Here is a 25,056-nt window from a genome sequence, read left to right as displayed (position 1 = left end):
AATCTTAGAATACACCTTTCATAACCCATTGAATATCAATATATTTTAAATCAAAGTATTAGATTTGCGAGATTGCATCACAACCCGAATTTGATGCAATCTTATTACTTTTGCATTCGAAAAATTAGAAAAAAGAAAAGATTATGAAGAAGATTGTTATTCTATTAAGCGCCATGCTTTTCATGGTAGCATGCGAAAAAGGAAACGAAGAAATGAAAGAAGCAAAAGTAGTGGTATCCGTTTATGATGAGAATGGAAAAATTGCAACGGGCGTTCCCGTAAAAATGTATAATGAAAAGGATTATAAGGTTTTTGAAAAAGATAATTTAACTTTGCCAACTGCAATCATACAGACAAATGAAAGTGGTATGGCCACCTTTGTACTGCCACGAGAGGAATGGTTTGCAACGCAGTCGCAACGGTTCCTGACATTCGTGGTACAAGAAGGGGGCGGCCCTAACAACTATCAGATATGGTCTTCCGGCAAAACCGTAGAAGCCGGAAAAGCCGTAAAAGTAGAAATACGTTTAACCCAATTCCCTAACTAAGCCTTTATCACATGAAGCAAACTAGACTTTATATAATTACAGCACTTTGCCTGCAAATGTTTTTGGGAACAATATTACTAAGTTGCAGCACCGAAAATGACGAATACAGGAAAGATTCACCTTCGGCAGCAAATCCTGTTGAACCCATAGAGGCTTCACTTGAAGATTTCTTCATAGAACAGCTACCCTCAAAAACAATTTATGCATTAGGAGAGAATATAGACTTAACCGGCCTTAACGTGACAGGCAAATATGATGACGGGAAACAACGGCCTGTAAAAGTTACCCCGGAACAGATCAGCGGTTTCTCTTCATCCACGCCTGTCGAAAAACAAGAAGTAACCATCACACTGGAAGGAAAACAGAAAAGCTTTTCTGTTCAGGTTTCACCCGTCCGTATAGAAAACGGAGTATTGACGGAAATATTGAAAGGATACAATGAAATCATACTTCCCAATAGCGTGAGATCAATCCCGAAAGCTGCCTTCAGCAACAGCCAAACAGCAAAGGTAGTACTCAATGAAGGATTAAAATCGATTGGAGATATGGCTTTCTTCAATTCGGCCATTCAGGAAATAGTATTTCCATCAAGCCTGGAACAGATGGAGGAAAACATTTTCTACTATTGCCGGAATTTGAAAAAAGCAGATTTAAGCCAAACGAAACTCACCAAACTTCCCGCCAGCACTTTTGTATATGCGGGCGTTGAAGAAGTGCTGCTGCCTGCGACACTGAAAGAAATCGGAGCACAGGCATTCCTTAAGACATCTCAACTGAAAACGATTGAGATTCCGGAAAATGTAAAAACAATCGGATTGGAAGCATTCCGGGAAAGTAGCGTTACAACCGTGAAGTTACCGAACGGCGTTACAACCATGGCGCAAAGAGCCTTTTATTACTGCCCGGAATTGGCGGAAGTGACCACCTACGGGAGTACTTTCAATGATGACCCCGAAGCTATGATCCACCCCTATTGTCTTGAAGGATGTCCGAAATTGGCTCGCTTCGAAATACCTGAAAGTATTCGGATATTGGGACAGGGATTACTGGGTGGTAATAGGAAAGTGACCCAATTAACCATTCCGGCAAACGTCACACAGATTAATTTTTCGGCTTTCAATAATACAGGTATTAAAGAAGTAAAGGTAGAAGGGACAACACCTCCGCAGGTATTTGAAAAAGTATGGTACGGATTTCCGGATGATATTACCGTCATTCGTGTTCCTGCCGAATCTGTGGAAAAATATAAGAACGCAAATGGTTGGAGGGATTTCACAAACAAGATAACAACGTTCTAACAGTTCTCCAGTTTTTCGATTATAATCGAATAAAGTTGGTTTAATATCGACTTTTCCGGTTATAATCGAAATAACTTAAGAAAACACTATATTTTCGATAATAGCCGGAAAAATCAGTACTATTAGTTTATCTATTTAAATCTCCCCATTCACCCCCAAGCCGAACAGAGCAAAATCGCCCAGGCAAGGATCATCCGGAAAGACCTCTGCCAATGCAGTCGTTATCTGACGGGCATTTTTCAGAGAAAAAGTTTCCGTATCCGTCAACTTGAAATAATGTGCTACCCGGCATACATGTGTATCTAAAGGAACAATCAAATCTCTGCGATCAAAACTTTCCCAAATCCCCAAATCGACCTCCGAATCCCGACGAATCATCCAACGCAAAAACATATTCAGTTTCTTTTGAGGACTTTTGGCAGAAACTTCAAGAAATGCACATAACTTTTCCATTGGTATTCCGGGATATAACATCAAAGCTTCCTCCAGACTTTCAAACTGTGTATAAGCTATATATAATCGCCGAAAGTATCCATAAAAATCAGCATACGACAACATCCGATAAAAGCTATTGGTTGCTCCTGAAGGAAAATCCTTCTCCCACTGGCAGGACAATACATACTGATAAGGCGAATCTCCCATTAGCCCGTGCAATTCGTCCGCTTTCTTCAAGATCTGTTTGCGATTGCCAAAACTCATAATCGCCGTCAGCAAACCGCTGACTTCGATATCCTGTTTCAGCGTATAACGATGGGGAAACTGCACCGGATCGCTTTGTATAAAGTCTGCGCGATGATACATCTCCGCACACATTAAAAGTTTATTCTTTATATCTTCAGTCATTTCGAGAAAGTATCAAGTATTGAAAGTACAAAAATACATATTCTAGTTGGATTTCCTCTTTAAGTAAATGACGGATTGTATCCCTAATAAAATAACAAACAAATATTCTGCCGTCATATACACAGTCAGAGAAGCATGAAAACATTCACTTAACAGATACAGATAAATCAAATATACAAGAATGGTGATTAACTGGAAGATAAAGGCGAGCTTCGTCTTTCCTGTACCGGTAACAGCATTGATATAAACATATCCGGGCAGTGCAAAAGCATAATTCAACAGCATAACTATAAAAGGATAGAAAGCTAGTCTCACCAGATTATCGTTATTCGTATAAAATCCGATAACCCATTGGTTACCCCAAAGAGCCATAACTATCAATGGCCCCCCCACGGCATAACCCAACCTAAGAACTTTATGGCAAACGGGAAAAAGTTCCTTCCCCTGCCCCGCCCCAATTAGATTGCTGACTAATGAACCAGTAGTGGATGCAAAAGAGTTGACAATCACAAAAAAGACGGTAGAAACACTACGAGTAATATTGGAAATAGCAAGCTCTGTCCTTCCCAGATGCTCGATAGCAACGAAGAACAGAAACCAGGGAGCAACGCTGACAAAAGAGTGAAGCATACTCCATACAGATATCCTCAACAACTTTATTAACACTTTCCCATCATAAACGACCTTCAGCCCATATTTCACTTTATCTACCCTCACCCACATATATAATAGGAGTACGATAAAAGCTCCGAACTCTGCCAAAGAAGAAGCCATCGCCGCCCCGGATATACCCAGATTCAGTTTGAATATCAGCAGATAGTTAAAAGGAATATTGATACAGATAGCCATGATAGCTGCCACGGACAATGCTTTGGTCGTTGTTATCCCTACCAGAAAAGACCGGAAAGCTAAAAAAGGAAATGAGAATAACAAACCGAAGCTACGCCAATCCAGATAATGAATCACTGCCTGATAAATTTCATCCGAAGTTATCAACCAGCGCAGGATCAAGGGAGAAGCCAAATGGAGCAATAGGCAAAGAATGACTGCCATCCCCGACAGGAAATATACTCCCTGAAAAAATGTACGTCCCGTCTCTTTATAATGTTGTTCCCCATTTCTCCGGGCAATCATCACCTGCAGCCCGATGCTGAATCCGAAGCCCAGCATATAAACAGCTAAATAATAGATTCCGGCAAGCGCAGAAGCTCCCAGTTCGACTTCTCCCACATGCCCCAGGAAAATAGCGTCGGTAATATTGATTAATTGTTCCATCAGAATGCTCATCATCACAGGAAAGTTGATGAGCCATATTTGCTTATATGTATAATTCATTGCTCAACTTAAAAATAACACGATACGGTATACCACATCATAGCAGCACACAGTTCCGTAAATTTATAAAAATGGATATAAAACTCTTTGGCAGGCGAGTAGTTGCCTGTCGGATAGCTGAATAGCCCTGTTAGAAATGATGCTATTCGTTGAGCGTAGCTATATGCAGAGTTTCATAAATGGATGAATATAGCTGGTTTATCAATCAATTACGCAACAAAGATAAGAAATCTTATTTTCATATCCCAATGTGGTATGGTATTAGCAGATTACTTATAGTAAAGAAATGTATTAAAAACATTGATTGCAACATTAACAGATTGATTTATACAGATATACCATATTCTAAAGCTAAGGAATGATTCTTAAATATCTTTCTCTTTTGAAAAAAGGCATATCATTTTGAAAAGAGTAGTAACCAATAAATAACCAGATAACAATGAAAGTTTGTAAATTCGAGAAAATTAAAGATGAGGATGAAATGAAGCAAGTAATCAATTGTATTCAGAAAGAACATCCTTATGTAGCTGTAGTCCCTATATTGGCACAATTACAGGAGTGGTTACAGGCTATTTCCATCAGTTGGTTTCACGAAGAAGATGAAGCTTCTCATGCCACAGTCAATGCCATCGAAACATATTGCTGTGCCCTTGCCAATCATCTCATTACAGATTCGCACCTAAATCAGGAAATTAAAAACCGGATTCTGGAATGCATAAAGAAAATACATATACTTGTAGAAGACAAAGCAGATTTACTGATTGATAAAATGATAAAAGCGGAAGTATACGGATTATCCAGTGATTTATTCACTTATTGCTTACGTCAACAGGGTCTTCGTGCCCAAACATTAGATACCGGCAAACTTATACAGATCAACCTGGAAAGAAAGCCGGATATCCCATATATTCAGGAATCTATCCAACAATACATTGACGAGAACCGGAATGTAGATATTTTTATCGCCCCACTTTCCATTTGCAGAAATGTGTATGGTGAAATAGACTTCATGAGCGAACAACGCAATGATTACTATGCAACAGTGCTTGCCACCCTATTCAAAGCGGACGAAATACTGTTATCCACCCCTATCAATCATATCTACGCAAACCGGAATTGCCTGCGAGAACAACATTCACTAACCTACATAGAAGCCGAACAACTGATTAACAGCGGAGTACACCTGCTCTACGCAGATTGTATAACCCTTGCGGCACGCTCCAATATAGTTATCCGCCTAACCGATACACACGATCTGTCAACAGAACGACTCTATATATCTTCCCATGACACAGGCAACAGTGTCAAGGCCATCCTCTCACAGGATTCGGCTACTTTTGTGCGTTTTACCTCATTGAATGTATTGCCCGGATATTTGTTTATGGGTAAGATATTGGAAGTTATCAACAAATATCAAATCAATGTCATCTCAATGGCCTCATCCAATGTATCCATCTCGATGATGCTGACAGCCAGCCGGGACACCCTGCGAATCATTCAAAGGGAACTACACAAATATGCCGAAATGGTTATGGACGAAAATATGTCTGTAATACATATCATCGGCTCCCTTCATTGGGAACGCACACAAGTAGAAAGCCATATTATGGATACTATCAAAGATATCCCCGTATCTCTCATTTCTTATGGAGGAAGCGATCATTGTTTCACACTATCTGTACATACCACAGATAAAAACAGACTAATTAGTTCGCTATCCAGACAATTTTTCGAGAGTCAGTGCGCAGCCTGATTCAAAGCCGGATAAAAAGAGACATCTGAAAGCCAAATAAAAAAAATAAAGAGATGAAAATAGCTATTATAGGAGCCGGACACATAGGGAGTGCAATCGTCACTTGTCTGGCGCAAGGACATCTTTACAATGAGAAAGACATTATTGTCTCCAATCCAAATATCGATAAACTGGAGAGACTGCAAGAACATTTCCCTGCAATACACATAACGACCGATAACCAACAAGCCATATCGGAAGCTGAAGTAATCGTCCTCGCCATCAATCCCTGGAAAGTAGATGAAGTATTGTCCCCTCTACGTTTCTCGCGTACACAAATCCTCGTATCTCTTGTGTCCGGAGTATGTATCTCCCACCTGGCTCATTTAACAGAAGCCGAGATGCCTATCTTTCGGGCAGTTCCCAATATGGCCATTACAGAACGTTCCAGCCTCACTTTGATAGCTTCCCGCGGAACCGATAAAGAATATCAGCAATTAATAAAACAGATATTTGAAGAAGGAGGAAAATGCCTGTTCCTGCAAGAGAAACAACTAGATACCACTTCCGCATTAACCTCCAGCGGAATAGCTTTCGCCTTAAAATATATGCAAGCGGTTATGCAGGCAGGGATTGAGCTAGGAATTCCCGGCAAGGATGCCATGCAAATGGCAGCGTATAGCATGGAAGGAGCGACAGAACTGATTCTGAATCATAACACTCATCCATTGCTGGAAATAGAGAAAGTAACCACTCCGGGCGGAACCACTATAAAAGGATTGAACGAACTGGAGCACAAAGGCTTCACTTCTTCTATTATTCAAGCCATCAAAAGCAGTGCCACAACTTTGATTGACAAAGAGGAAGAAGATGCAAAAAATTTCCGATAGTCCTTATGGTATGGTTTCTCAAGTCCTTTTTGCCTATTTTGAAATGCTATATATCCCAAAGCCAGCATAAAAGGACTTAAGAAAATGTATGCTTAGATTTTATATTCCTCTATCTTCCGGTACAGGGTGGTAAGTCCGATTTTCAACAAACGGGCAGCTTCCGTTTTATTCCCTTTTGTATATTCCAACACACGTGCAATATGTCTGCGTTCCATTGCGGCCAACTCAAAACTGCCTACACTATCATCCGAACATTCATAATGAGTGTTTTGGATTTCCAAAGGAAGATCACAAATATCCAGTCGCCCCCCTTCACACACAATCAGGCTACGCTCAATCACATTTCTCAATTCACGGATGTTCCCTTTCCACGGCTGTTGTTCCAGAGCTTCCAGAAAAGCAGGAGTCATCTCATTGATGGCATACGAAAGTTTTTCGGAGAAACTCTTGGCGAAAGCAGTTGCAAGAATCCGGATATCACCGGTACGTTCACGGAGCGAAGGAAGATGCACCTGAAAAACCGAAAGACGATAAAACAAATCTTCACGGAAATGTCCTGCTTTGATCTCCTCCTGCAGGTTGCGGTTGGTAGCAGCAATGATACGCACATTGACTCTTGTCGGCTTGGTATCACCGATCTTTATATATTCTCCTGTTTCAAGGATACGCAGTAACTTTGCCTGCAGTTCGAAAGCCATCTCTCCGATTTCATCCAGAAAGATCGTTCCGTTATTAGCTTCTTCAAAAAGTCCTTTCTTATCTTTCAGTGCACCGGTAAACGAGCCGGCCTTATGTCCGAACATCTCGCTTTCGAGCAATTCTTTGCTGAAAGACGAACAGTTGACTGCCACAAAATTCTGTTTGCTCCGTTTACTACTATAATGTATAGCTTGCGCAAAAACTTCCTTTCCTGTTCCTGTTTCCCCCGTCAGTAATACGGGAACATCTGTCACAGATACCTTCTGCGCCAGAGATACAGCCTCTTTCAACACCTTTGACTCACCCAGAATAGAATCGAACGAGTACATCTGCCCGACTTTCTTTTCCAGTTTTTCCAAACGGACATTCATCTTTGCTTTCTCCACGGCACGGCTGATTAAAGGGATAATCTTGTTATTATCATCTCCTTTTGTTATATAATCAAATGCACCGTTTTTAATAGCCTGCACCCCGTCGGGAATATTGCCATGAGCAGTAAGAAGAATCACCTCTACATTGGGAGCTATTTTCTTGATGTTCAACACCAGATCCACTCCGTTTCCATCAGGAAGAAAAACATCGCATAAAGCTACGTCGGGCGATTGAATTTCCAGTTGTTTGATGGCAGCTTTGCAATCACCTGCCTGACACACTTCATAGCCCTCAAGTTCCAGCATACGAGCTAAAAGACTGCGAATCTGGACTTCATCGTCAATAATAAGAATTTTACTCATACAATTTATCTACATTAAATAGAAGAATGAAAAACAGGGTGTGCAAATATAGTTTTTTTATCTGAATCCATGAACATTTCTTCCATACAGTTTGTTCTTTCCAAAGGAAACTATTTACGCTATAAACAGATGAAAATAATTATTATTGGGGGAGTTGCAGGAGGAGCCACCACTGCTGCCCGAATCAGACGAATAGATGAAACAGCTGAAATTGTCCTTTTAGAAAAAGGAAAGTACATATCATACGCCAATTGTGGCCTGCCCTATTATATAGGGGGAGTGATAGAGGAACGGGATAAATTGTTCGTGCAAACGCCCGAAGCCTTTTCTACACGCTTTCGCGTAGATGTACGTACAGAAAACGAAGCGATTTTCATTGACCGGAAAAGAAAGACAGTGACCATCCGGCAAAGCAGTGAAGATACTTATGAAGAGAGCTATGATAAGTTAGTCATATCTACCGGAGCCTCTCCGGTACGCCCCCCTCTTCCCGGAATCGACCTAAGTGGAATTTTCACACTAAGGAATGTCACCGACACAGATCGGATCAAAGAATATATCAAGAGCCACGCCCCACGAAAAGCCGTTGTCGTAGGAGCCGGATTTATCGGCCTTGAAATGGCGGAAAACTTACATGCACAGGGAGCGAAAGTATCGATTGTGGAAATGGGCAATCAAGTGATGGCCCCTATTGATTTTTCGATGGCATCACTTGTCCATCAACATCTGATGGATAAAGGAGTAAACCTCTATTTGGAGCAAGCTGTCGCCTCTTTTAGCCGGGATGGAAGAGGATTGAAAGTTACTTTCAAGAATGGCCAGTCAATCTCTGCCGACATCGTTATTCTATCTATCGGCGTACGTCCGGAAACCAATCTGGCACGGGCTGCCGAACTGACTATCGGTCCTGCAGGAGGTATCGCTGTAAACGATTACCTGCAAACCTCTGACGAGTCTATTTATGCCATCGGTGACGCGATCGAGTTCCGCCACCCGATCACGGGCAAACCCTGGCTCAACTATCTCGCCGGACCCGCCAACCGTCAGGGACGCATCGTTGCGGACAATGTCCTCGGAGCAAAGATTCCTTACGAAGGCTCTATCGGTACTTCAATCGCAAAGGTTTTCGACATGACCGTTGCTTCAACCGGCTTACCCGGCAAGCGTCTGCGTCAGGAAGAGATAGACTATATGTCGTCTACCATTCATCCCGCTTCCCATGCCGGTTACTATCCGGATGCCATGCCGATGAGCATTAAAATCACTTTCGATAAAAAGACAGGAAGATTGTATGGCGGACAAATCGTTGGTTACGATGGGGTGGACAAACGGATTGACGAACTCGCACTTGTCATCAAGCACGAGGGAACAATCTACGATCTGATGAAAGTGGAACAAGCGTATGCTCCTCCGTTCTCTTCGGCCAAAGATCCGGTAGCACTGGCAGGATATGTAGCTGAAGATATCATCACAGGCAAAACCAATCCTGTGTATTGGAGAGAATTGCGAGACATTGAAATGGAAAATAAGTTCCTGTTGGATGTCCGCACCCCGGATGAATTTTCATTGGGTAGCTTACCGGGTGCCGTGAATATTCCGTTGGATGAACTTCGCAACCGGTTGGCAGAATTACCGAAAGATAAAATGATTTATACATTCTGTGCAGTCGGGTTACGGGGGTATCTTGCTTACCGTATACTGACACAACACGGATTTGACAAGGTACGTAATCTCTCGGGAGGATTAAAGACTTATCGGGCTGCCACTGCTCCCATCATCATACGGGAAGAAAATGGAAACGAAATGGACGAATCACCCATACAAAAGGAAACCGCTTCCCAAACCAGTCAACCCAACGTTTCTACGGCTCCCGTCACTGCTGCTACCCCTGCCAAAACAGTCCGGGTGGATGCCTGCGGGTTACAGTGTCCCGGTCCGATTCTGAAAATGAAGAAAACAATGGATACACTGGTTTCAGGCGAACGGGTGGAAATCACCTCAACCGATCCAGGCTTTCCGCGCGACGCCGCCGCATGGTGCAGTTCGACGGGTAATCAATTGATTTCGAAAGATACCTCCGGAGGAAAATCTATTGTTGTAATAGAAAAAGGAGAACCAAAATCGTGCAATATTGTTACTTCATGTGAGGGCAAAGGAAAAACCTTCATCATGTTTAGTGATGATTTGGACAAAGCCTTGGCTACTTTTGTACTGGCAAACGGCGCAGCAGCTACGGGACAAAAAGTCACCATCTTCTTCACTTTCTGGGGACTGAACGTTATCAAGAAGTTGCACAAACCGGAAACCGAAAAGGATATTTTCGGAAAAATGTTTGGTATGATGCTGCCTTCCAGCTCCAAGAAACTGAAACTTTCTAAGATGAGCATGGGCGGAATAGGCGAAAAAATGATGCGGTATATCATGAACAAAAAAGGGATTGATTCACTGGAATCCCTGCGCCAGCAAGCGCTGGAAAACGGTGTGGAATTTATTGCTTGCCAGATGTCAATGGACGTGATGGGAGTCAAACAAGAAGAACTCCTGGACGAGGTGACCATTGGCGGCGTAGCAACGTATATGGAACGGGCGGATAACGCAAACGTTAATCTATTTATTTAAAAAATGAACAAATGAAATATTTAAATAAGGTATGAAAACAATATGTGCAATGCGTGATGTATTCAAAGCAATGGGAAACTTTGAAACAGCATTTGAAAAAATGTACCAGATAACGCTTAATGAAGCAATGATATTGTGTGCCCTTAAAGAGGCTTCGGACAAAGTGACGGCTACCAACCTGTCTAAACAAACCGAACTAAGCCCCTCACACACATCCAAAATGCTGCGGATACTGGAAGAAAAAGGACTAATCGTCCGATCACTCGGAAGTGAAGACCGGAGACAGATGTATTTCCATCTGACTCAATTGGGTAAACAACGGGTAACTGAACTGGAACTTGATAAGGTAGAAATACCGGATCTACTAAAACCTCTGTTTTAATAAACGGATTTTTCAAATAAATATCTGTAAATAATAAACGGTGAGCAAACTCCCTGATAATAGGGCAGAGCGCTCACCGTTTTTCTTTCCGCCGGGCCAAAGAAATATGTTAATTTTCCGGCAAAAGAAATTTCCACGCGAACCTTTTTCCACCTTTCTTGTTGTTTGTATCAAAAGCCCAAGGTACCTGGGCGTGATTTTTATATAACCTAAACATTATAAAAGATATGAAGAAATTAATTCCTATTTTATTGGCGGTCTTTGCACTCGCTTCATGTGAAAAAGACCCGGACATGGGTAAACTGGATGACAATTATCTGGTATACACTAACTATGACAAGAAAGCCGATTTCAAAGTTCCTACATTCTATCTGGCACCCCAGATTCTGGTGATTAGTGACAGTAAAGAACCGGAATATCTCGAAGGTGAAGGCGCAGAACAAATTCTGGCTGCTTATACAGACAATATGGTAGCCAGAGGCTACGAAGCAGCAGCAGACCAAGAAAGTGCAGATCTTGGTATCCAAGTGAGCTACATCGCAAGTACTTATTATTTCACCAGCTACACACAACCTGAATGGTGGTGGGGTTATCCCGGATACTGGGGACCTGGCTACTGGGGTGGCAACTGGGGTGGTGGATGGTACTACCCGTACGCTGTAACTTATAGTTATAGCACCAACTCCTTCCTGACAGAAATGGTGAACTTGAAAGCCGAACAGGGAGACAGTAAAAAACTGCCTGTTGTATGGACAAGTTATCTGACCGGATTTGAAACTGGTTCCAAAGCTATCAACCGTACTCTTGCAGTAGAAGCTGTCAACCAGTCATTTACACAGTCACCTTATCTTACTAACAAATAAACAACTACAACTGTTATGAAAACAAGAAAAAATATATACTTCAAGGTAGTAGCCTTGGCGGCTATTGCCATCGCCTTCGCCATGCCGGCTAAGGCACAGCTATCAGACAACGGATATGCGAATATCGACTGGCAGTTCAATGCTCCGCTAAGTAATCACTTTGCAGATAAAGCAAGCGGTTGGGGTATGAACTTTGAAGGTGGTTATTTTGTGACTCCTAACATTGGCTTGGGGCTTTTCCTCAACTATCACAGCAACCACGAATATGTAGGTCGCGAAACCTTCCAGATGGGTGCCGGTGAAGTGACTACCGATCAGCAACATACCATTTTCCAATTGCCTTTCGGTGCCGCTGCACGTTACCAGTGGAATCGCGGTGGATCTTTCCAACCTTATGTCAGTGCTAAATTAGGTGCTGAATATGCAAAAGTCCGCTCTAACTTCAATATGTTGGAAGCAAGAGAAAACAGTTGGGGATTCTACGCTTCTCCTGAAGTAGGTATCAATGTATTCCCATGGGTTTACGGACCGGGCTTGCACTTTGCTTTGTACTACAGCTATGGTACCAACAAGGCTGATGTACTGCATTACAGTGTAGATGGATTGAGCAACTTCGGTTTCCGCCTGGGTGTATCGTTCTAAAAAGAACTGCAACTATCAGAATATTACGTTAATAATAAAAAAGGTAAAAGGTAGCTTTTAATATAGATACCTTTTACCTTTCTTTTTTTATTTTTTCTTCATCGCATCATAAATAGCTCCCTGTATTCGCTCACGAATGTGCAGCTGGTTCAATTTGCGGTTCGTTACGTCCGGATAAATCCGGTTGCTAAGAAATACATAAACCAGTTCATTCATTGGGTCCACCCATGCACATGTACCGGTAAATCCGGTATGGCCATATACTTCGGCAGGTGCAGCAGGCGCACAATTTCCTTTCTTCGGATCGTCTGCATCGGGCTTGTCAAAACCTAAGCCACGCCGGCTGATCTTCGAGATTTCAGTAGTAAACAGCTGGCAAGTTTCTTTGCTAAGATAACGTTGTCCATCTATTTCTCCTCCATTCAGCAACATCTGATAAACGCGGGCTACATCACGGGCAGTAGAGAAAAGTCCGGCATTTCCGGCCAATCCGCCAAAGAAAGCGGAAGCCTCATCATGTACAAATCCCTGCAAAGTCTCTTTACGCAAGAAACGGTCTTTGTTGGAAGGGACAATTTCCGATTTGGCAAAGCGGCGTAAAGGCAGGTAACCTGTATGTTCCAACCCCATCGGCTCATAAAACTCACGTTGCAAATAGGCTTCCATAGGCATACCGGCCAGTTGTTCCACCAACATTCCCAAGAGTATAAATCCGACATCACTATATACATAGCGCTTCTGCTTTAACGGAGCTTCTGCAATTTTCTCTTCTATCACCTTTCGGAAAGAACGGTTTAACCACAAACTGTCACAGATCTGAACAGTATAATCACCGGTCTTGACCGGAGAAATATATTCACTCTTGAATTTGAATTTCGGATTCGCCCACGTAGTCGTACCAATCTGTACCGGATGGTGGACATCTTTACGTGCGCTGAACAATCTTCCGTCATAGCTATCCTTATCGATGGCTTCCTGATAAAAAGGAATCCAGGAAGGTAAACCGGACTGATGATACAGAATTTCCTGAATCGTTATATCTTTCTTATCAGTACGTTGCAAGAACGGCAAATGATCCGAAATTTTATCTGTCAGATTAAAACGTCCCTTATCGTAGAGTTTCATAATGGCAAGCAAGGTACCCGTCGTTTTTGAAAGGGAAGCCAGATCGTAGATATTCGTAGATTCGACACGAGGACTTCCTTTACCCGTATAAGTACCGAAAGCCTTGTCGAACATAATATGACCGTTTTTCAGCACCACCACCTGGCAACCGGGATAGGCTCCCTGACGAATACCATCCAATGCAATGGAATCAATCTGTTTTAGATGAGCAGAGGAAAGCCCGTATTCTTCCGGAACGAAATGCAACGGCGTTTTAGGGGTAATAGTCACTCCTGCTCCCGTTGGGAACAGTTCTCCCAGACTTGCCGACAACTGTCCGTCTGCAGATGCCTTGGCAAATAGCACATCTGCCACCTGGCGCTGCACGTCACTACTATAGCTATGTCCCAGCACCACCGCCGAAGCATGAGCCACCGCGCGCTGAATCTGCAACATCATCTTCCCGGGAGTAAAAAACAGATAAATGGCCGGGCTTTCGGGAACAAACTTAGCAAAGAAAGGCTGATAAGGAGCCAGCCGCTGTTCACTGACGGCTACAATAATCCGTTTATAGGTAGACAAAGAATCACGCAACCGCTGATTTTCCTCTTTCGTCTGATTGGCACGAAGGGAAAAACGAGCCAAAGACGTATAGCGGGAAAGTTGTTTCGCCAACGCATCAGTTTCTCCGGGATCTCCTACCTCGAGCAATGCAATCGTCTGCTCTTTGTCTGTATGCAAGGGGAGAATATGATTCTTGTTGTTCAGAACTGTTATTGCCGCTAAATTCAACCGGCGAACCAAATCACGCGTTTGCGGACTGTTAATCCGTTGTTCCAGACCGGATAATTGTACATACGACTTTTTCTTCAGTCCCAACACATATTTATAAGTCAAGACCTTACGACATTTGCTTTCAATATCTTCGCGGGTCAACTCTCCTTTTTCAATGGCTTCCAGTACGGCCGGTATCTCTTCCTTCAAGTTTCGGGGAGACAATACCATGTCATTACCAGCTTTCAAAGCCTGCAAACTGACATTTCCATTTCCCGCCACTCCTTTCATGGCAAGCGCATCCGTAAATATGAGTCCTTTGAACGCCAGTTCATCTGTCAGTAAATCGTATACGACATTGCGGGACAAGGAAGACGGAAGTCCACCAATCGGTTCTATCACCGGAACTTGCAAATGTCCTACCATCATACCGCCCAATCCGGCACGGATGGCTTCTTTAAAAGGATAAAGTTCCACACTGTCCAGACGCTCACGAGTGAAAGGAAGTACCGGAAGCGCCTTATGCGAATCAACATCGGTATCTCCATGTCCGGGAAAATGTTTACACACAGATAAAACCCCTCCACTTTCCAAACCGGAAGCATAAGCGATTACCTTATCAGCCACCTGTATCGGATCTTCTCCAAAAGAACGGGTATTGATTACGGGATTTTCAGGATTTATATTCACGTCCGCCACCGGAGCAAAGTTGACCTGTACTCCAATCTGTCGGCATTGACGAGCAACTTCACGCCCGTATTCATAGAGCAGCTTGTTGTCACGGATACATCCCAATACCATATTCCGTGGAAAAACAGGCATACCACGCAAACGCATGGCCAGCCCCCATTCTCCATCAAAGGTAATCATCAAAGGGACTTTTGCCTGCCGTTGCGCCCGGTTTGTCAGTTCAACCTGATTTTGCATCTTCCCACCGGAAAAGAGAAGTCCGCCCACTTTATAGGTGTCGATGACTTCGCGCAACAGTTCCAGGTTTCGTTTGGTATCTACCGGGGCAATGGTATAGATGAACAACTGCCCTACCTTTTCTTTAAAGGAAAGCTTATCCATAACCGAATCAACCCAGTGCCGGCAGTCCTTGTCCTGAAGGGCTTTATATACCAGCAGAGGTTCAACGATTGTAGCATTCTGCGCCGGACTTGAAACCGTGCCGGCCGCAATAAGGAATAAAAGCGTTACTATTGAGGGGATTATCTTCATTTATGTTTCAAAGTCAAATCGAGACGGCCTACACGAACACCATTTTTTCCCGTGTGCATAACAGGCACCTCTTTTCCGTCCATATTCAAGTATGTTTTGGGGCCTTTCATAAATGTATGAGAGTGCCCGCCCAGAATCACGTCGATATTGCGTGTTCCGGCAACCAGATGTTCATCCATTTGAATACCCAGATGAGACAGGCATACTACCAAATCACAACCTTCTTCGTCTTTCAACAAAGCAGCTATTTCGTTGGATACGCGGATAGGATCTTCATAAACGACTCCTTCGCATTTATTAGCCTGAATCATCCCTTCGGGTTGGGTTCCAAGGCCAAACACACCAATTCTCAAACCATATTTCTCAAGAACGACGTAGGGTTTAACTATATCTTTCAATACCGTAGCATCCAGATTATAGTTGGCACAAACAACCGGGAAATTAGCCATCTTGAAAATACGTTCCATATTATCCACATCGAAATCAAACTCATGGTTACCGATAGTCATAGCATCGTAACCCATTTCATTCATTAGTTTAACTTCCACTTCTCCGCGGAACATATTATAATAAGGTGTTCCCTGAGAAATATCTCCGCAGTCGAAAAGCAGCACATTCTTATGCTCCTTGCGAAACTGTTCGAGAAAAGCAGCCCGGCGAAGAAAACCGCCTTTGTTATAGTATTCGTCCCCCTTCTGATTGACAGGTTCGATACGGCTATGCACATCGCTTGTTTGTAAAATAATCACTTCTTTGGTATCCTTATCCTGCGCAAAAATTGAGAAAGTAAAGCTCAATGCAAGACATAACAGGAATAATATCTGAATTCTTTTCATATTCAATATTTTTAGATTCTCCTTTTTATTTTATGGTAATACGTCCATCCAGTTTGGAGGTAATCGCTTTGCCTTCGGCAGTCTGTTTGCGTACATAATCAAGAAATAGTCCGCGTAAGGTTGCGTCTTCGGGGCATACTCTCTTTTCTGCCTGCAGGAAAGCATCCATCCGTCCATTTCCATCTGCCAGATAGTCGATAGTGGCCACCGTGTAAAGCTGGTCATCCTTTAGTGGTTTTTCACCGACAAAGGCGTTCAACAACTTTCCATCTTTGGTGATTTCAAGGCGGATACCGCTCACTCCTTCTCCGTGCAGAGATGAAATCGCTTCAAAAAGACGTCTCAAGTCTGTTCCTTTCATAGTCAGTACGCAAAGAGAATTCTCAAAAGGAAGAATTTCAAACACATCACCTACCGTGATATCTCCTTCGGGCAAGATATTACGCAAGCCGCCCATATTTACCAATCCCATATCAGCAGGTTTCCCCAACACCTGAACAGCCGCTTGCTGCAAAACACCTGCAACAAGGTTGGAAAGTAAACTTTCGGGACCTCCTTTGTCCATTTTCATCGCACTGGTGCCGATGACTTCATACATCATCGCATCCACCTTTTCCTTATAAGGCTTTAAGATTTCGGCAGCTTTCGCGTTGGGAATGGTGTCCCAAACAGAATCAATCGTTATCATGCTACCCTCTACTTTGGTTACTTCGTACTGTGCCGTAGTCTCGCGTGCGGTCCGGCAGGAAGTAAACAGGAAGCCTCCTGCAAACGTCGCCACCATCAGATACTTTACATAAGTCTGTTTCATGTTCGCTATTTTTAGATATGCCACAAATATACAAAAACATTTGGCTATCTGGCAAATAATTCGTTACTTTGCACCGCTTTCGCGCAATCGCTGTCAAGAGAAGAGATACTTGGTATGTTGCGTTGTAACGATGAAACAATTTAATAATAACAACAATGGATTTAATTAAAATTGCAGAAGAAGCATTTGCTACCGGAAAACAGCACCCGAGCTTCAAAGCAGGAGACACTGTAACAGTAGCATATCGTATTATCGAGGGTAACAAAGAACGTGTACAGTTGTACCGTGGTGTTGTTATCAAAATCGCCGGTCACGGAGACAAGAAACGTTTTACTGTACGTAAAATGTCAGGAACTATAGGCGTAGAAAGAATTTTCCCAATCGAATCACCGGCTATCGATAGCATCGAAGTGAACAAGGTAGGTAAAGTTCGTCGCGCTAAATTGTACTACCTGCGCGCTCTTACTGGTAAGAAAGCTAGAATCAAAGAAAAAAGAGCTAACTAATAAGCCGAACTTTTCGATTCGAAATAAAAAAGGGAACTTCATTATGAGGTTCCCTTTTTTATTGTATATTTTCTCAAACATTCTCATGCCTATGAGAAAAAATTCTCATTGCAATGAGAATAATTCCTCAAAGGTATAAGAATATTTTCTCACTTCGGTGAGAATAACCCTTTGTCTGAATAAGCCGTACACGTCAGAAAGGACTAAATAAAACAAAGCCCCGAAAGTCATAAACTCCCGAGGCTTCATTACCTTTATTATAATAATGAAATGTTATTCTTTCAAATCTTTCAGTTCCCAAGCCAATGCACTGGCGCCCAGTACAGCAGCATCAGAATCCTTCAATTCGGAAACGAGCAGTTTAGTCTTGCCTTTATAGATATTCAGGATATTATCATCAATTGATTTCTGAATTGGTTTCATGATATAGTCACCGGACTTAGCCAAACCACCAAACAATACAATTGCTTCAGGGCTGGAGAATGCAATAGCATCTGCCAGTGCTTCACCCAAGATGTTACCTGTAAAGTTAAAGATTTCCTGTGCCAGTTTATCACCTTGTACAGCTGCATCATACACATCTTTTGAAGTGATGTTTTCTGCAGGAATGTTACGAAGCAAGCTAGCATCCGTACGGGCAGCAAGGAATTCACGGGCTGTGCGAGCTACACCGGTAGCCGAACAGTAAGTTTCCAGACATCCCTTACGGCCACAACCGCAAAGACGACCATCGCGACGGGCGATAACGTGTCCCAATTCACCTGCAAAACCGTCATGACCATACACCATCTGACCGTTGATAACGATACCGCTACCCACACCAGTACCCAGTGTAATCATGATAAAGTCTTTCATACCACGGGCAGCACCGTAAGTCATTTCACCGATAGCAGCAGCGTTTGCGTCGTTTGTCAAAGCAGTGGGGATACCCAGTCTTTCTTCAAACATGGCAGCCAACGGAAGAATTCCCTTCCAAGGCAGGTTCGGAGCAAATTCAATCGTTCCCGTGTAGTAGTTGCCATTCGGAGCACCGATACCAATACCTCTGATTTTATCAACACCACCATTAGCAATAATCAATGGAAGCAGACTTTTACACACTTCATCAGCGTATTCTTCTACTGTAGGGTAACCAGATGTTTTGATTGAACTGCTGGCAATAATAGTTCCGCGTGCGTCTACAATTCCAAAGACGGTATTCGTTCCGCCTATGTCAATACCTACTACGTAGGGTTTTTCCATGTTTGAATTCATGATACTTTTATTTAAAAGGGTTAGTTAATCATTAAGTTTACTGCACACAAATTACGTAAAGAAGATTGAGTCTACAAAATGTTTTTTGAAAAAAGTTCAACCTGTTTGCAACTTTTCGTATCTTTCGCACGTCTAATAGTAGAAAATTATCAGAAAACAGAAACTAAATAAAGAAAATTGTGATACAACTAACGAATATCAACAAGACCTACAACAACGGAGCGCCTCTCCATGTACTTAAAGGTATCAATCTCAACATTGAACAGGGGGAATTTGTTTCTATCATGGGGGCATCCGGGTCTGGGAAATCAACTTTACTCAACATATTGGGAATCCTCGACAACTACGATACCGGAGATTATTACTTGAACAACGTACTTATCAAGAACTTGAGCGAAACCAAAGCTGCCGAATACCGGAACCGTATGATCGGATTTATTTTCCAGTCATTCAATCTGATTTCCTTTAAAGATGCCGTAGAGAATGTAGCACTTCCTTTATTTTACCAGGGTATAAGTCGCAAAAAACGAAATGCGCTTGCCTTGGAATATCTCGACCGCCTGGGTTTAAAAGACTGGGCACATCACATGCCGAACGAAATGAGTGGCGGTCAGAAACAACGTGTAGCCATTGCACGAGCTTTAATCACCCAACCACAAATCATTCTGGCAGATGAACCAACAGGAGCTTTGGACAGCAAAACTTCCGTAGAAGTGATGCAGATTCTGAAAGATCTTCATAAACTGGGAATGACGATTGTCGTTGTCACCCACGAAAGTGGAGTCGCCAACCAGACAGACAAGATTATACATATCAAAGATGGAATCATCGAACGTATTGAAGATAATATCGACCATGACGCTTCTCCTTTCGGAAAAGACGGTATCATGAAATAATCTAAAATCCACCACTATACAAACATTATCATGATTGACATCTGGCAAGAAATATATAGTACCATCAAACGCAACAAGCTAAGGACTTTTCTCACAGGATTTGCCGTGGCATGGGGAATCTTTATGCTTATCGTCCTACTAGGTGCAGGTAACGGACTGATCCACGCATTCGAGCAATCGGCTTCCGAACGTGCCATGAACTCCATCAAGATTTTTCCGGGATGGACCAGTAAATCATACGACGGACTGAAAGAAGGAAGACGGGTGCAACTGGACAATAAAGACATGGATGCTACCAGTCATTATTTCCCGAATCATGTCATCAAGGCCGGAGCAACCGTGTGGCAGGGAGGCGTAAATCTTAGTTTCGGGCAAGAATACGTCAGCCTGAACCTTTCCGGCGTATATCCCAATCATACAGAGGTAGAAGTCGTGAAGCTTTTCGAAGGACGTTTTATCAATGAAATCGATATCAAGGAACGCCGGAAAGTAATTGTACTCCATAAGAAAACAGCAGAAATCCTTTTTAACAAGACTCATACCGAGCCAATCGGACAGTTTGTCAACGCCGGAAATGTGGTTTATCAGGTAGTAGGTCTTTATAATGATAAAGGAGATAGCGGAGACAGCGATGCCTACATTCCTTTTACCACTCTACAAACGATTTATAATAAAGGAGACAAACTGAATAACCTGGTCATGACTACCAAAAATCTGGAAACAGTAGAGGCTAATGAGGCTTTTGAAGCCCATTACCGTAAAGTATTGGGAGCCAACCATCGGTTTGACCCAACGGACCACAGTGCTATCTGGATATGGAACCGGTTTACCAACTATCTGCAACAGCAAAAAGGTTCGGGCATGCTGCGTATCGCCATCTGGGTAATCGGCATCTTTACGTTACTTAGCGGAATCGTTGGAGTTTCCAACATCATGCTGATTACCGTCAAAGAACGTACCCGCGAGTTTGGTATTCGTAAGGCTTTGGGAGCCAAACCGCTTTCCATTCTCTGGTTGATTATTGTAGAGAGTGTCACCATCACCACCATATTCGGATATATCGGGATGGTAGCCGGTATCGGAGTGACCGAATGGATGAACAGCGCTTTCGGCAATCAGACCATGGACACCGGAATGTGGACGGAAACCGTTTTCCTGAATCCGACAGTAGATATAAGAATCGCCATACAGGCTACACTCACATTAATAATAGCTGGTACGTTAGCCGGATTATTCCCTGCCCGAAAAGCAGTTAGCATCCGACCGATCGAAGCACTTAGAGCAGATTAAGACTATGAGAATAGACATGGATACCTGTGAGGAAATCCTCATTACCATTACAAGAAATAAAACGAGAAGCCTGCTGACTGCATTCGGTGTTTTCTGGGGAATCTTTATGCTCGTAGCCCTTATCGGCGGCGGGCAAGGATTGGAGGACATGATGAAAAAAAACTTTGAAGGATTTGCCACCAATTCCGGTTTCCTTGTCTCGCAAAGAACGGGCGAGGCTTACAAAGGCTTCCGCAAAGGAAGATGGTGGAATCTGGAATCTACCGACATCGACCGTCTTCGCTCCCAAGTGAAAGAGGTGGAGATCATTACTCCGTCCGTAGCCCGTTGGGGTTCCAAAGCCGTATACGAAGATAAGAAATATGATTGTAGCGTGAAAGGATTGTATCCGGATTATCTCCACATTGAATCACAGGAAATGGCATACGGCAGGTTCATCAATGAGGTGGATATAAAGGAAGCACGCAAAGTATGTGTCATCGGAAAACGAATTTATGAAAGTCTTTTCAAACCGGGAGAAGACCCGTGTGGCAAATATGTAAGAGTAGATGGCATTTATTATCAAGTGATTGGCATGTCTTCTTCCGAAGGGGACATGAATATACAGGGACGGGCTTCGGAGGCCGTCACTCTTCCTTTTACTACGATGCAGCAAACATATAATCTGGGAGGACGAATTGATGTGATCTGTTTCACTGCGAAGCATGGAGTCAAAGTGTCTGAAATACAACCCAAAATGGAACAGGTCATTAAAGCCGCACATTATATCTCCCCGGATGACAAACAGGCTGTTATGTGCCTGAATGCCGAAGCTATGTTCTCTATGGTCGATAACCTGTTTACCGGTATCAACATACTTGTTTGGATGGTAGGATTGGGAACTTTGCTGGCAGGTGCCATCGGAGTATCCAATATTATGATGGTGACCGTTAAAGAACGTACCACAGAAATCGGTATCCGCCGGGCGATCGGTGCACGGCCGAAAGATATTCTGCAACAAATTCTATCAGAGAGTATGGTACTTACCACCATTGCAGGAATGTGTGGAATATCCTTTGCCGTCATGGTGTTGCAACTTGTAGAAATGGGAGCCAACGCTGACGGAGGGGACACCCGTTTTCAAGTTACTTTCGGACTGGCAATCGGTACTTGTGCCCTTCTAATCGCACTGGGAATGTTGGCAGGTCTGGCACCTGCTTACCGGGCCATGGCTATCAAACCGATTGAGGCGATTCGGGATGAATAAGGAAGTGGAACAGTTATCTGGATATGTGAGGAGTTTAGTTTCAATCATCAATCGTAAATAATAAAATTATAAATAAAATCATGAAAAAGTATCTGAAAATCACATTATTGGTAGTCATTGCTATCATTCTTGTCGGAACATTCGTATTCCTTTATCAGAAATCCAAGCCTAAGGTAATCACTTACGAAACAGTTAGACCGGAAATGACTGACCTCCAAAAAACTACAGTAGCTACCGGAAAAGTGGAACCGAGAGACGAAATTTTAATCAAACCGCAAATTTCGGGTATTATCGACGAAGTATATAAAGAAGCCGGACAAGCTGTAAGAAAAGGGGAAGTTATTGCCAAAGTAAAAGTAATCCCTGAACTCGGACAACTGAATTCTGCAGAAAGCCGTGTGCGCCTGGCAGAAATTAATGCAACCCAGGCAGAAACGGATTTCGCCCGTGTGAAGAAGTTGTATGACGGTCAGTTAATTAGCCGGGAGGAATACGAGAAAAGTGAAGTGGCTTTGAAACAGGCTCGCGAAGAGAGACAGACGGCCAAAGACAATCTGGAAATCGTAAAAGAAGGAATTACCAAAAACAGTGCCTCTTTCAGTAGCACGATGATTCGCTCTACCATTGACGGGTTAATCCTGGACGTACCTGTAAAAGCTGGTAATTCGGTGATTATGAGTAATACGTTCAATGATGGAACCACGATTGCTACGGTAGCCAACATGAACGATATGATTTTCCGCGGCAATATTGATGAAACAGAAGTGGGACGTATCCACGAACAAATGCCAATCAAGCTGACCATCGGAGCCTTACAGAATCTGACTTTCAATGCCATTCTGGAATATATCTCTCCGAAAGGGGTGGAAACCAATGGAGCCAACCAGTTTGAAATCAAGGCTGCGATTACCATTCCGGATTCTGTTCAGATTCGTTCCGGATATTCGGCTAATGCGGAAATCGTATTACAAAAAGCCAATCAGGTATTGGCAGTGCCCGAAAGCACTGTTGAATTTAGTGGTGACTCTACATTTGTGTACATCATGACAGATTCAGTGCCCGAACAAAAGTTCCAGCGTACACAGGTGACTGCCGGTATGAGTGATGGAATCAAGATAGAAATCAAGAAAGGGGTAACCATTCAGGACAAAATACGTGGTGCAGAGAAAAAAGATAAATAATTGAATCCGATGAAAATAATTCGTAAAACCATATCAGCCATTCTGCTTGCCGGAGTCGGAATCACCTCCATCCAGGCACAGAACAACTCTTCGCAAGCGTGGACGCTGCGGCAATGTATCGACTATGCCATTGAGCATAATATAGAAATCCGTCAATCGGCCAATAATGTCGAAGCAGGCAAAGTGAGTGTAAACACTACTAAATGGGCACGCCTTCCGAATTTGAGCGGTAGTGCCAGCCAAAACTGGAGTTGGGGCCGTACTGCTTCTCCGATAGACAACTCGTATAGTGACATCAACAGCGCCAATACCAGTTTCAGCTTGGGAACAAACGTACCTATATTTACCGGTTTGCAACTGTCCAACCAATATTCACTTGCCAAACTGGATTTAAAAGCTGCCATAGAAGATTTGAATAAAGCCAGAGAGGATATTGCAATCAATGTCACTTCGGCTTATTTACAGGTTTTATTCAATCAAGAATTAAGTAAGATTGCTCATAATCAGGTCGATTTAAGCAAAGACCAGTTAAAACGTATTCAAGGTCTTCAGGGAGTGGGTAAGGCATCCTCTTCTGAAGTGGCCGAAGCACAAGCCCGTGTTGCACAGGATGAAATGACTGCTGTACAATCAGACAATACGTACAAACTGTCCTTACTGGATCTCACCCAACTCTTGGAATTACCCACGCCTGAAGGATTTGTACTCGAAAGCCCTAAGGAAGAATTAGAGTTCGAATCTCTCACTCCACCGGATGACATATATACACAGGCGCTTACTTACAAACCAAGCATTAAGGCTGCAGAATATCGTTTACAAGGTAGTCTTAATAGTATTCGTATTGCCCAAAGTGCGTTTTATCCACAACTCTCTTTCAGTGCCGGTCTGGGAAGTAATTATTATACGGTTAGCGGAAGATCAGAGAGCAGCTTCGGCAGTCAGATGAAAAACAATCTGAATAAATATATAGGATTTAATTTGAGCGTGCCAATCTTCAACCGTTTTGCCACAAGAAACCGGGTACGCACCGCTCGTTTGCAACAAATAGATTTATCCTTGAAGTTGGATAACAGTAAAAAAATACTCTATAAAGAAATTCAGCAAGCCTGGTACAATGCTCTGGCAGCAGAAAGTAAATACAACTCCAGTGAAGTGGCAGTAAAAGCCAACGAAGAATCTTTCCGCCTGATGAGTGAGAAGTTCAATAACGGCAAGGCTACCTTTGTGGAATACAATGAAGCCAAACTTAATCTGACGAAAGCTCTTTCGGATAAGTTGCAGGCAAAATATGACTACCTGTTCCGGACTAAAATTCTGGATTTCTACAAAGGACAGGTCATTGAATGAAAAAA

At 42.9% G+C, this 25,056-nt stretch carries 21 protein-coding genes; 14 read left to right on the top strand and 7 right to left on the bottom strand.

Annotation, left to right across the window (positions count from 1 at the left end; translation table 11 throughout):
- The first annotated feature begins 143 nt into the window (after positions 1–143).
- Together DXA54_RS20875 and DXA54_RS20870 are read left to right on the top strand one after the other, a co-directional pair.
- Positions 144–548 (top strand): hypothetical protein, encoded by a 405-nt coding sequence (locus DXA54_RS20875; RefSeq protein WP_008649835.1) that lies wholly within the window; start codon positions 144–146, stop codon positions 546–548.
- Between the two features lie 11 nt (positions 549–559).
- Positions 560–1,846, top strand: a complete 1,287-nt coding sequence (locus DXA54_RS20870; protein WP_165863278.1) for a leucine-rich repeat protein — start codon at positions 560–562, stop codon at positions 1,844–1,846.
- 135 nt (positions 1,847–1,981) lie between these two features.
- On the opposite strand, the gene DXA54_RS20865 is transcribed toward DXA54_RS20870, so the two are convergent.
- Positions 1,982–2,689 (bottom strand): TIGR02757 family protein, encoded by a 708-nt coding sequence (locus DXA54_RS20865; RefSeq protein ID WP_004296184.1) that lies wholly within the window; start codon positions 2,687–2,689, stop codon positions 1,982–1,984.
- 42 nt (positions 2,690–2,731) lie between these two features.
- Positions 2,732–4,024, bottom strand: coding sequence for an MATE family efflux transporter (locus DXA54_RS20860; RefSeq protein ID WP_120080573.1), 1,293 nt, complete (start codon positions 4,022–4,024; stop codon positions 2,732–2,734).
- Positions 4,025–4,463: 439 nt separating this feature from the next.
- Between DXA54_RS20860 and DXA54_RS20850 the strand changes: the two genes are divergently transcribed.
- On the top strand, positions 4,464–5,777 hold the full coding sequence (locus DXA54_RS20850) for a lysine-sensitive aspartokinase III (protein ID WP_008649829.1): 1,314 nt from the start codon (positions 4,464–4,466) through the stop codon (positions 5,775–5,777).
- Positions 5,778–5,830: 53 nt separating this feature from the next.
- Positions 5,831–6,646, top strand: coding sequence for a pyrroline-5-carboxylate reductase (gene proC / locus DXA54_RS20845; protein ID WP_004307010.1), 816 nt, complete (start codon positions 5,831–5,833; stop codon positions 6,644–6,646).
- A gap of 92 nt (positions 6,647–6,738) precedes the next feature.
- On the opposite strand, the gene DXA54_RS20840 is transcribed toward proC, so the two are convergent.
- Entirely contained in the window at positions 6,739–8,079 is a 1,341-nt protein-coding gene (locus DXA54_RS20840) for a sigma-54-dependent transcriptional regulator (RefSeq protein WP_004311972.1), read from the bottom strand.
- Positions 8,080–8,208: 129 nt separating this feature from the next.
- Between DXA54_RS20840 and DXA54_RS20835 the strand changes: the two genes are divergently transcribed.
- The 4 genes from DXA54_RS20835 to DXA54_RS20820 all read left to right on the top strand — a co-directional run bounded on the left by DXA54_RS20835 (position 8,209) and on the right by DXA54_RS20820 (position 12,585).
- Positions 8,209–10,698 carry an FAD-dependent oxidoreductase gene (locus DXA54_RS20835; protein WP_032852802.1) on the top strand — a complete coding sequence of 830 codons (2,490 nt, stop codon included), beginning with the start codon at positions 8,209–8,211 and terminating at the stop codon, positions 10,696–10,698.
- 31 nt (positions 10,699–10,729) lie between these two features.
- Positions 10,730–11,080, top strand: a complete 351-nt coding sequence (locus tag DXA54_RS20830) for a winged helix DNA-binding protein (protein WP_004314299.1) — start codon at positions 10,730–10,732, stop codon at positions 11,078–11,080.
- Between the two features lie 227 nt (positions 11,081–11,307).
- Complete coding sequence (locus DXA54_RS20825) at positions 11,308–11,943, top strand: DUF4136 domain-containing protein (RefSeq protein WP_004307006.1); 636 nt, start codon at positions 11,308–11,310, stop codon at positions 11,941–11,943.
- A 15-nt stretch (positions 11,944–11,958) separates the two neighbouring features.
- Positions 11,959–12,585 (top strand): porin family protein, encoded by a 627-nt coding sequence (locus DXA54_RS20820; protein WP_004307005.1) that lies wholly within the window; start codon positions 11,959–11,961, stop codon positions 12,583–12,585.
- An 87-nt stretch (positions 12,586–12,672) separates the two neighbouring features.
- Here DXA54_RS20820 and DXA54_RS20815 read toward each other — a convergent pair whose 3' ends face one another.
- Genes DXA54_RS20815 through DXA54_RS20805 form a run of 3 tightly spaced genes read right to left on the bottom strand, consistent with a single transcriptional unit; the run spans position 12,673 to position 17,331 of the window.
- Positions 12,673–15,684, bottom strand: coding sequence for a glycoside hydrolase family 3 N-terminal domain-containing protein (locus DXA54_RS20815; RefSeq protein ID WP_008649827.1), 3,012 nt, complete (start codon positions 15,682–15,684; stop codon positions 12,673–12,675).
- Positions 15,681–16,520 (bottom strand): bifunctional metallophosphatase/5'-nucleotidase, encoded by an 840-nt coding sequence (locus DXA54_RS20810; protein WP_008649825.1) that lies wholly within the window; start codon positions 16,518–16,520, stop codon positions 15,681–15,683. The genes DXA54_RS20815 and DXA54_RS20810 overlap by 4 nt, the downstream gene beginning before the upstream one ends.
- A 25-nt stretch (positions 16,521–16,545) precedes the next feature.
- Positions 16,546–17,331, bottom strand: coding sequence for a 5'-nucleotidase C-terminal domain-containing protein (locus DXA54_RS20805; protein ID WP_008649824.1), 786 nt, complete (start codon positions 17,329–17,331; stop codon positions 16,546–16,548).
- A 155-nt stretch (positions 17,332–17,486) separates the two neighbouring features.
- Between DXA54_RS20805 and rplS the strand changes: the two genes are divergently transcribed.
- Complete coding sequence (rplS, locus tag DXA54_RS20800; RefSeq protein WP_004296199.1) at positions 17,487–17,837, top strand: 50S ribosomal protein L19; 351 nt, start codon at positions 17,487–17,489, stop codon at positions 17,835–17,837.
- 273 nt (positions 17,838–18,110) lie between these two features.
- On the opposite strand, the gene DXA54_RS20795 is transcribed toward rplS, so the two are convergent.
- On the bottom strand, positions 18,111–19,091 hold the full coding sequence (locus DXA54_RS20795) for an ROK family protein (protein ID WP_004307000.1): 981 nt from the start codon (positions 19,089–19,091) through the stop codon (positions 18,111–18,113).
- Between the two features lie 179 nt (positions 19,092–19,270).
- Between DXA54_RS20795 and DXA54_RS20790 the strand changes: the two genes are divergently transcribed.
- The 5 genes from DXA54_RS20790 (at position 19,271) to DXA54_RS20770 (ending at position 25,051) form a co-directional block, all read left to right on the top strand.
- Positions 19,271–19,987 carry an ABC transporter ATP-binding protein gene (locus DXA54_RS20790; protein WP_004296202.1) on the top strand — a complete coding sequence of 239 codons (717 nt, stop codon included), beginning with the start codon at positions 19,271–19,273 and terminating at the stop codon, positions 19,985–19,987.
- Between the two features lie 30 nt (positions 19,988–20,017).
- Positions 20,018–21,277, top strand: coding sequence for an ABC transporter permease (locus tag DXA54_RS20785; protein WP_008649823.1), 1,260 nt, complete (start codon positions 20,018–20,020; stop codon positions 21,275–21,277).
- A gap of 4 nt (positions 21,278–21,281) precedes the next feature.
- The gene (locus DXA54_RS20780) at positions 21,282–22,523 is read left to right on the top strand and encodes an ABC transporter permease (protein WP_004296204.1); all 1,242 of its coding nucleotides are present in this window, start codon (positions 21,282–21,284) and stop codon (positions 22,521–22,523) included.
- A gap of 80 nt (positions 22,524–22,603) precedes the next feature.
- Positions 22,604–23,704, top strand: a complete 1,101-nt coding sequence (locus DXA54_RS20775; protein WP_004306998.1) for an efflux RND transporter periplasmic adaptor subunit — start codon at positions 22,604–22,606, stop codon at positions 23,702–23,704.
- 9 nt (positions 23,705–23,713) lie between these two features.
- Entirely contained in the window at positions 23,714–25,051 is a 1,338-nt protein-coding gene (locus DXA54_RS20770; protein WP_004306997.1) for a TolC family protein, read from the top strand.
- Positions 25,052–25,056 lie beyond the last annotated feature (5 nt).

The organism is Bacteroides sp. OF03-11BH (genome assembly GCF_003604005.1).
Taxonomy (GTDB): domain Bacteria; phylum Bacteroidota; class Bacteroidia; order Bacteroidales; family Bacteroidaceae; genus Bacteroides; species Bacteroides ovatus.
Note: the sequence above shows the minus strand (reverse complement) of the source record. Positions and strands in the feature narration are given on the sequence as shown.

What these genes read in the sequence shown, in the direction of transcription:
- DXA54_RS20820 (WP_004307005.1), top strand. Translation starts at nt 11,959, where the DNA reads ATGAAAACAAGAAAAAATATATACTTCAAGGTAGTAGCCTTGGCGGCT.
- DXA54_RS20785 (WP_008649823.1), top strand. Translation starts at nt 20,018, where the DNA reads ATGATTGACATCTGGCAAGAAATATATAGTACCATCAAACGCAACAAG.
- DXA54_RS20860 (WP_120080573.1), bottom strand. Translation starts at nt 4,024, where the DNA reads ATGAATTATACATATAAGCAAATATGGCTCATCAACTTTCCTGTGATG.
- DXA54_RS20865 (WP_004296184.1), bottom strand. Translation starts at nt 2,689, where the DNA reads ATGACTGAAGATATAAAGAATAAACTTTTAATGTGTGCGGAGATGTAT.
- DXA54_RS20810 (WP_008649825.1), bottom strand. Translation starts at nt 16,520, where the DNA reads ATGAAAAGAATTCAGATATTATTCCTGTTATGTCTTGCATTGAGCTTT.
- DXA54_RS20825 (WP_004307006.1), top strand. Translation starts at nt 11,308, where the DNA reads ATGAAGAAATTAATTCCTATTTTATTGGCGGTCTTTGCACTCGCTTCA.
- DXA54_RS20870 (WP_165863278.1), top strand. Translation starts at nt 560, where the DNA reads ATGAAGCAAACTAGACTTTATATAATTACAGCACTTTGCCTGCAAATG.
- DXA54_RS20805 (WP_008649824.1), bottom strand. Translation starts at nt 17,331, where the DNA reads ATGAAACAGACTTATGTAAAGTATCTGATGGTGGCGACGTTTGCAGGA.
- proC (WP_004307010.1), top strand. Translation starts at nt 5,831, where the DNA reads ATGAAAATAGCTATTATAGGAGCCGGACACATAGGGAGTGCAATCGTC.
- DXA54_RS20815 (WP_008649827.1), bottom strand. Translation starts at nt 15,684, where the DNA reads ATGAAGATAATCCCCTCAATAGTAACGCTTTTATTCCTTATTGCGGCC.
- rplS (WP_004296199.1), top strand. Translation starts at nt 17,487, where the DNA reads ATGGATTTAATTAAAATTGCAGAAGAAGCATTTGCTACCGGAAAACAG.
- DXA54_RS20830 (WP_004314299.1), top strand. Translation starts at nt 10,730, where the DNA reads ATGAAAACAATATGTGCAATGCGTGATGTATTCAAAGCAATGGGAAAC.
- DXA54_RS20850 (WP_008649829.1), top strand. Translation starts at nt 4,464, where the DNA reads ATGAAAGTTTGTAAATTCGAGAAAATTAAAGATGAGGATGAAATGAAG.
- DXA54_RS20780 (WP_004296204.1), top strand. Translation starts at nt 21,282, where the DNA reads ATGAGAATAGACATGGATACCTGTGAGGAAATCCTCATTACCATTACA.
- DXA54_RS20840 (WP_004311972.1), bottom strand. Translation starts at nt 8,079, where the DNA reads ATGAGTAAAATTCTTATTATTGACGATGAAGTCCAGATTCGCAGTCTT.
- DXA54_RS20875 (WP_008649835.1), top strand. Translation starts at nt 144, where the DNA reads ATGAAGAAGATTGTTATTCTATTAAGCGCCATGCTTTTCATGGTAGCA.
- DXA54_RS20775 (WP_004306998.1), top strand. Translation starts at nt 22,604, where the DNA reads ATGAAAAAGTATCTGAAAATCACATTATTGGTAGTCATTGCTATCATT.
- DXA54_RS20770 (WP_004306997.1), top strand. Translation starts at nt 23,714, where the DNA reads ATGAAAATAATTCGTAAAACCATATCAGCCATTCTGCTTGCCGGAGTC.
- DXA54_RS20835 (WP_032852802.1), top strand. Translation starts at nt 8,209, where the DNA reads ATGAAAATAATTATTATTGGGGGAGTTGCAGGAGGAGCCACCACTGCT.
- DXA54_RS20795 (WP_004307000.1), bottom strand. Translation starts at nt 19,091, where the DNA reads ATGAATTCAAACATGGAAAAACCCTACGTAGTAGGTATTGACATAGGC.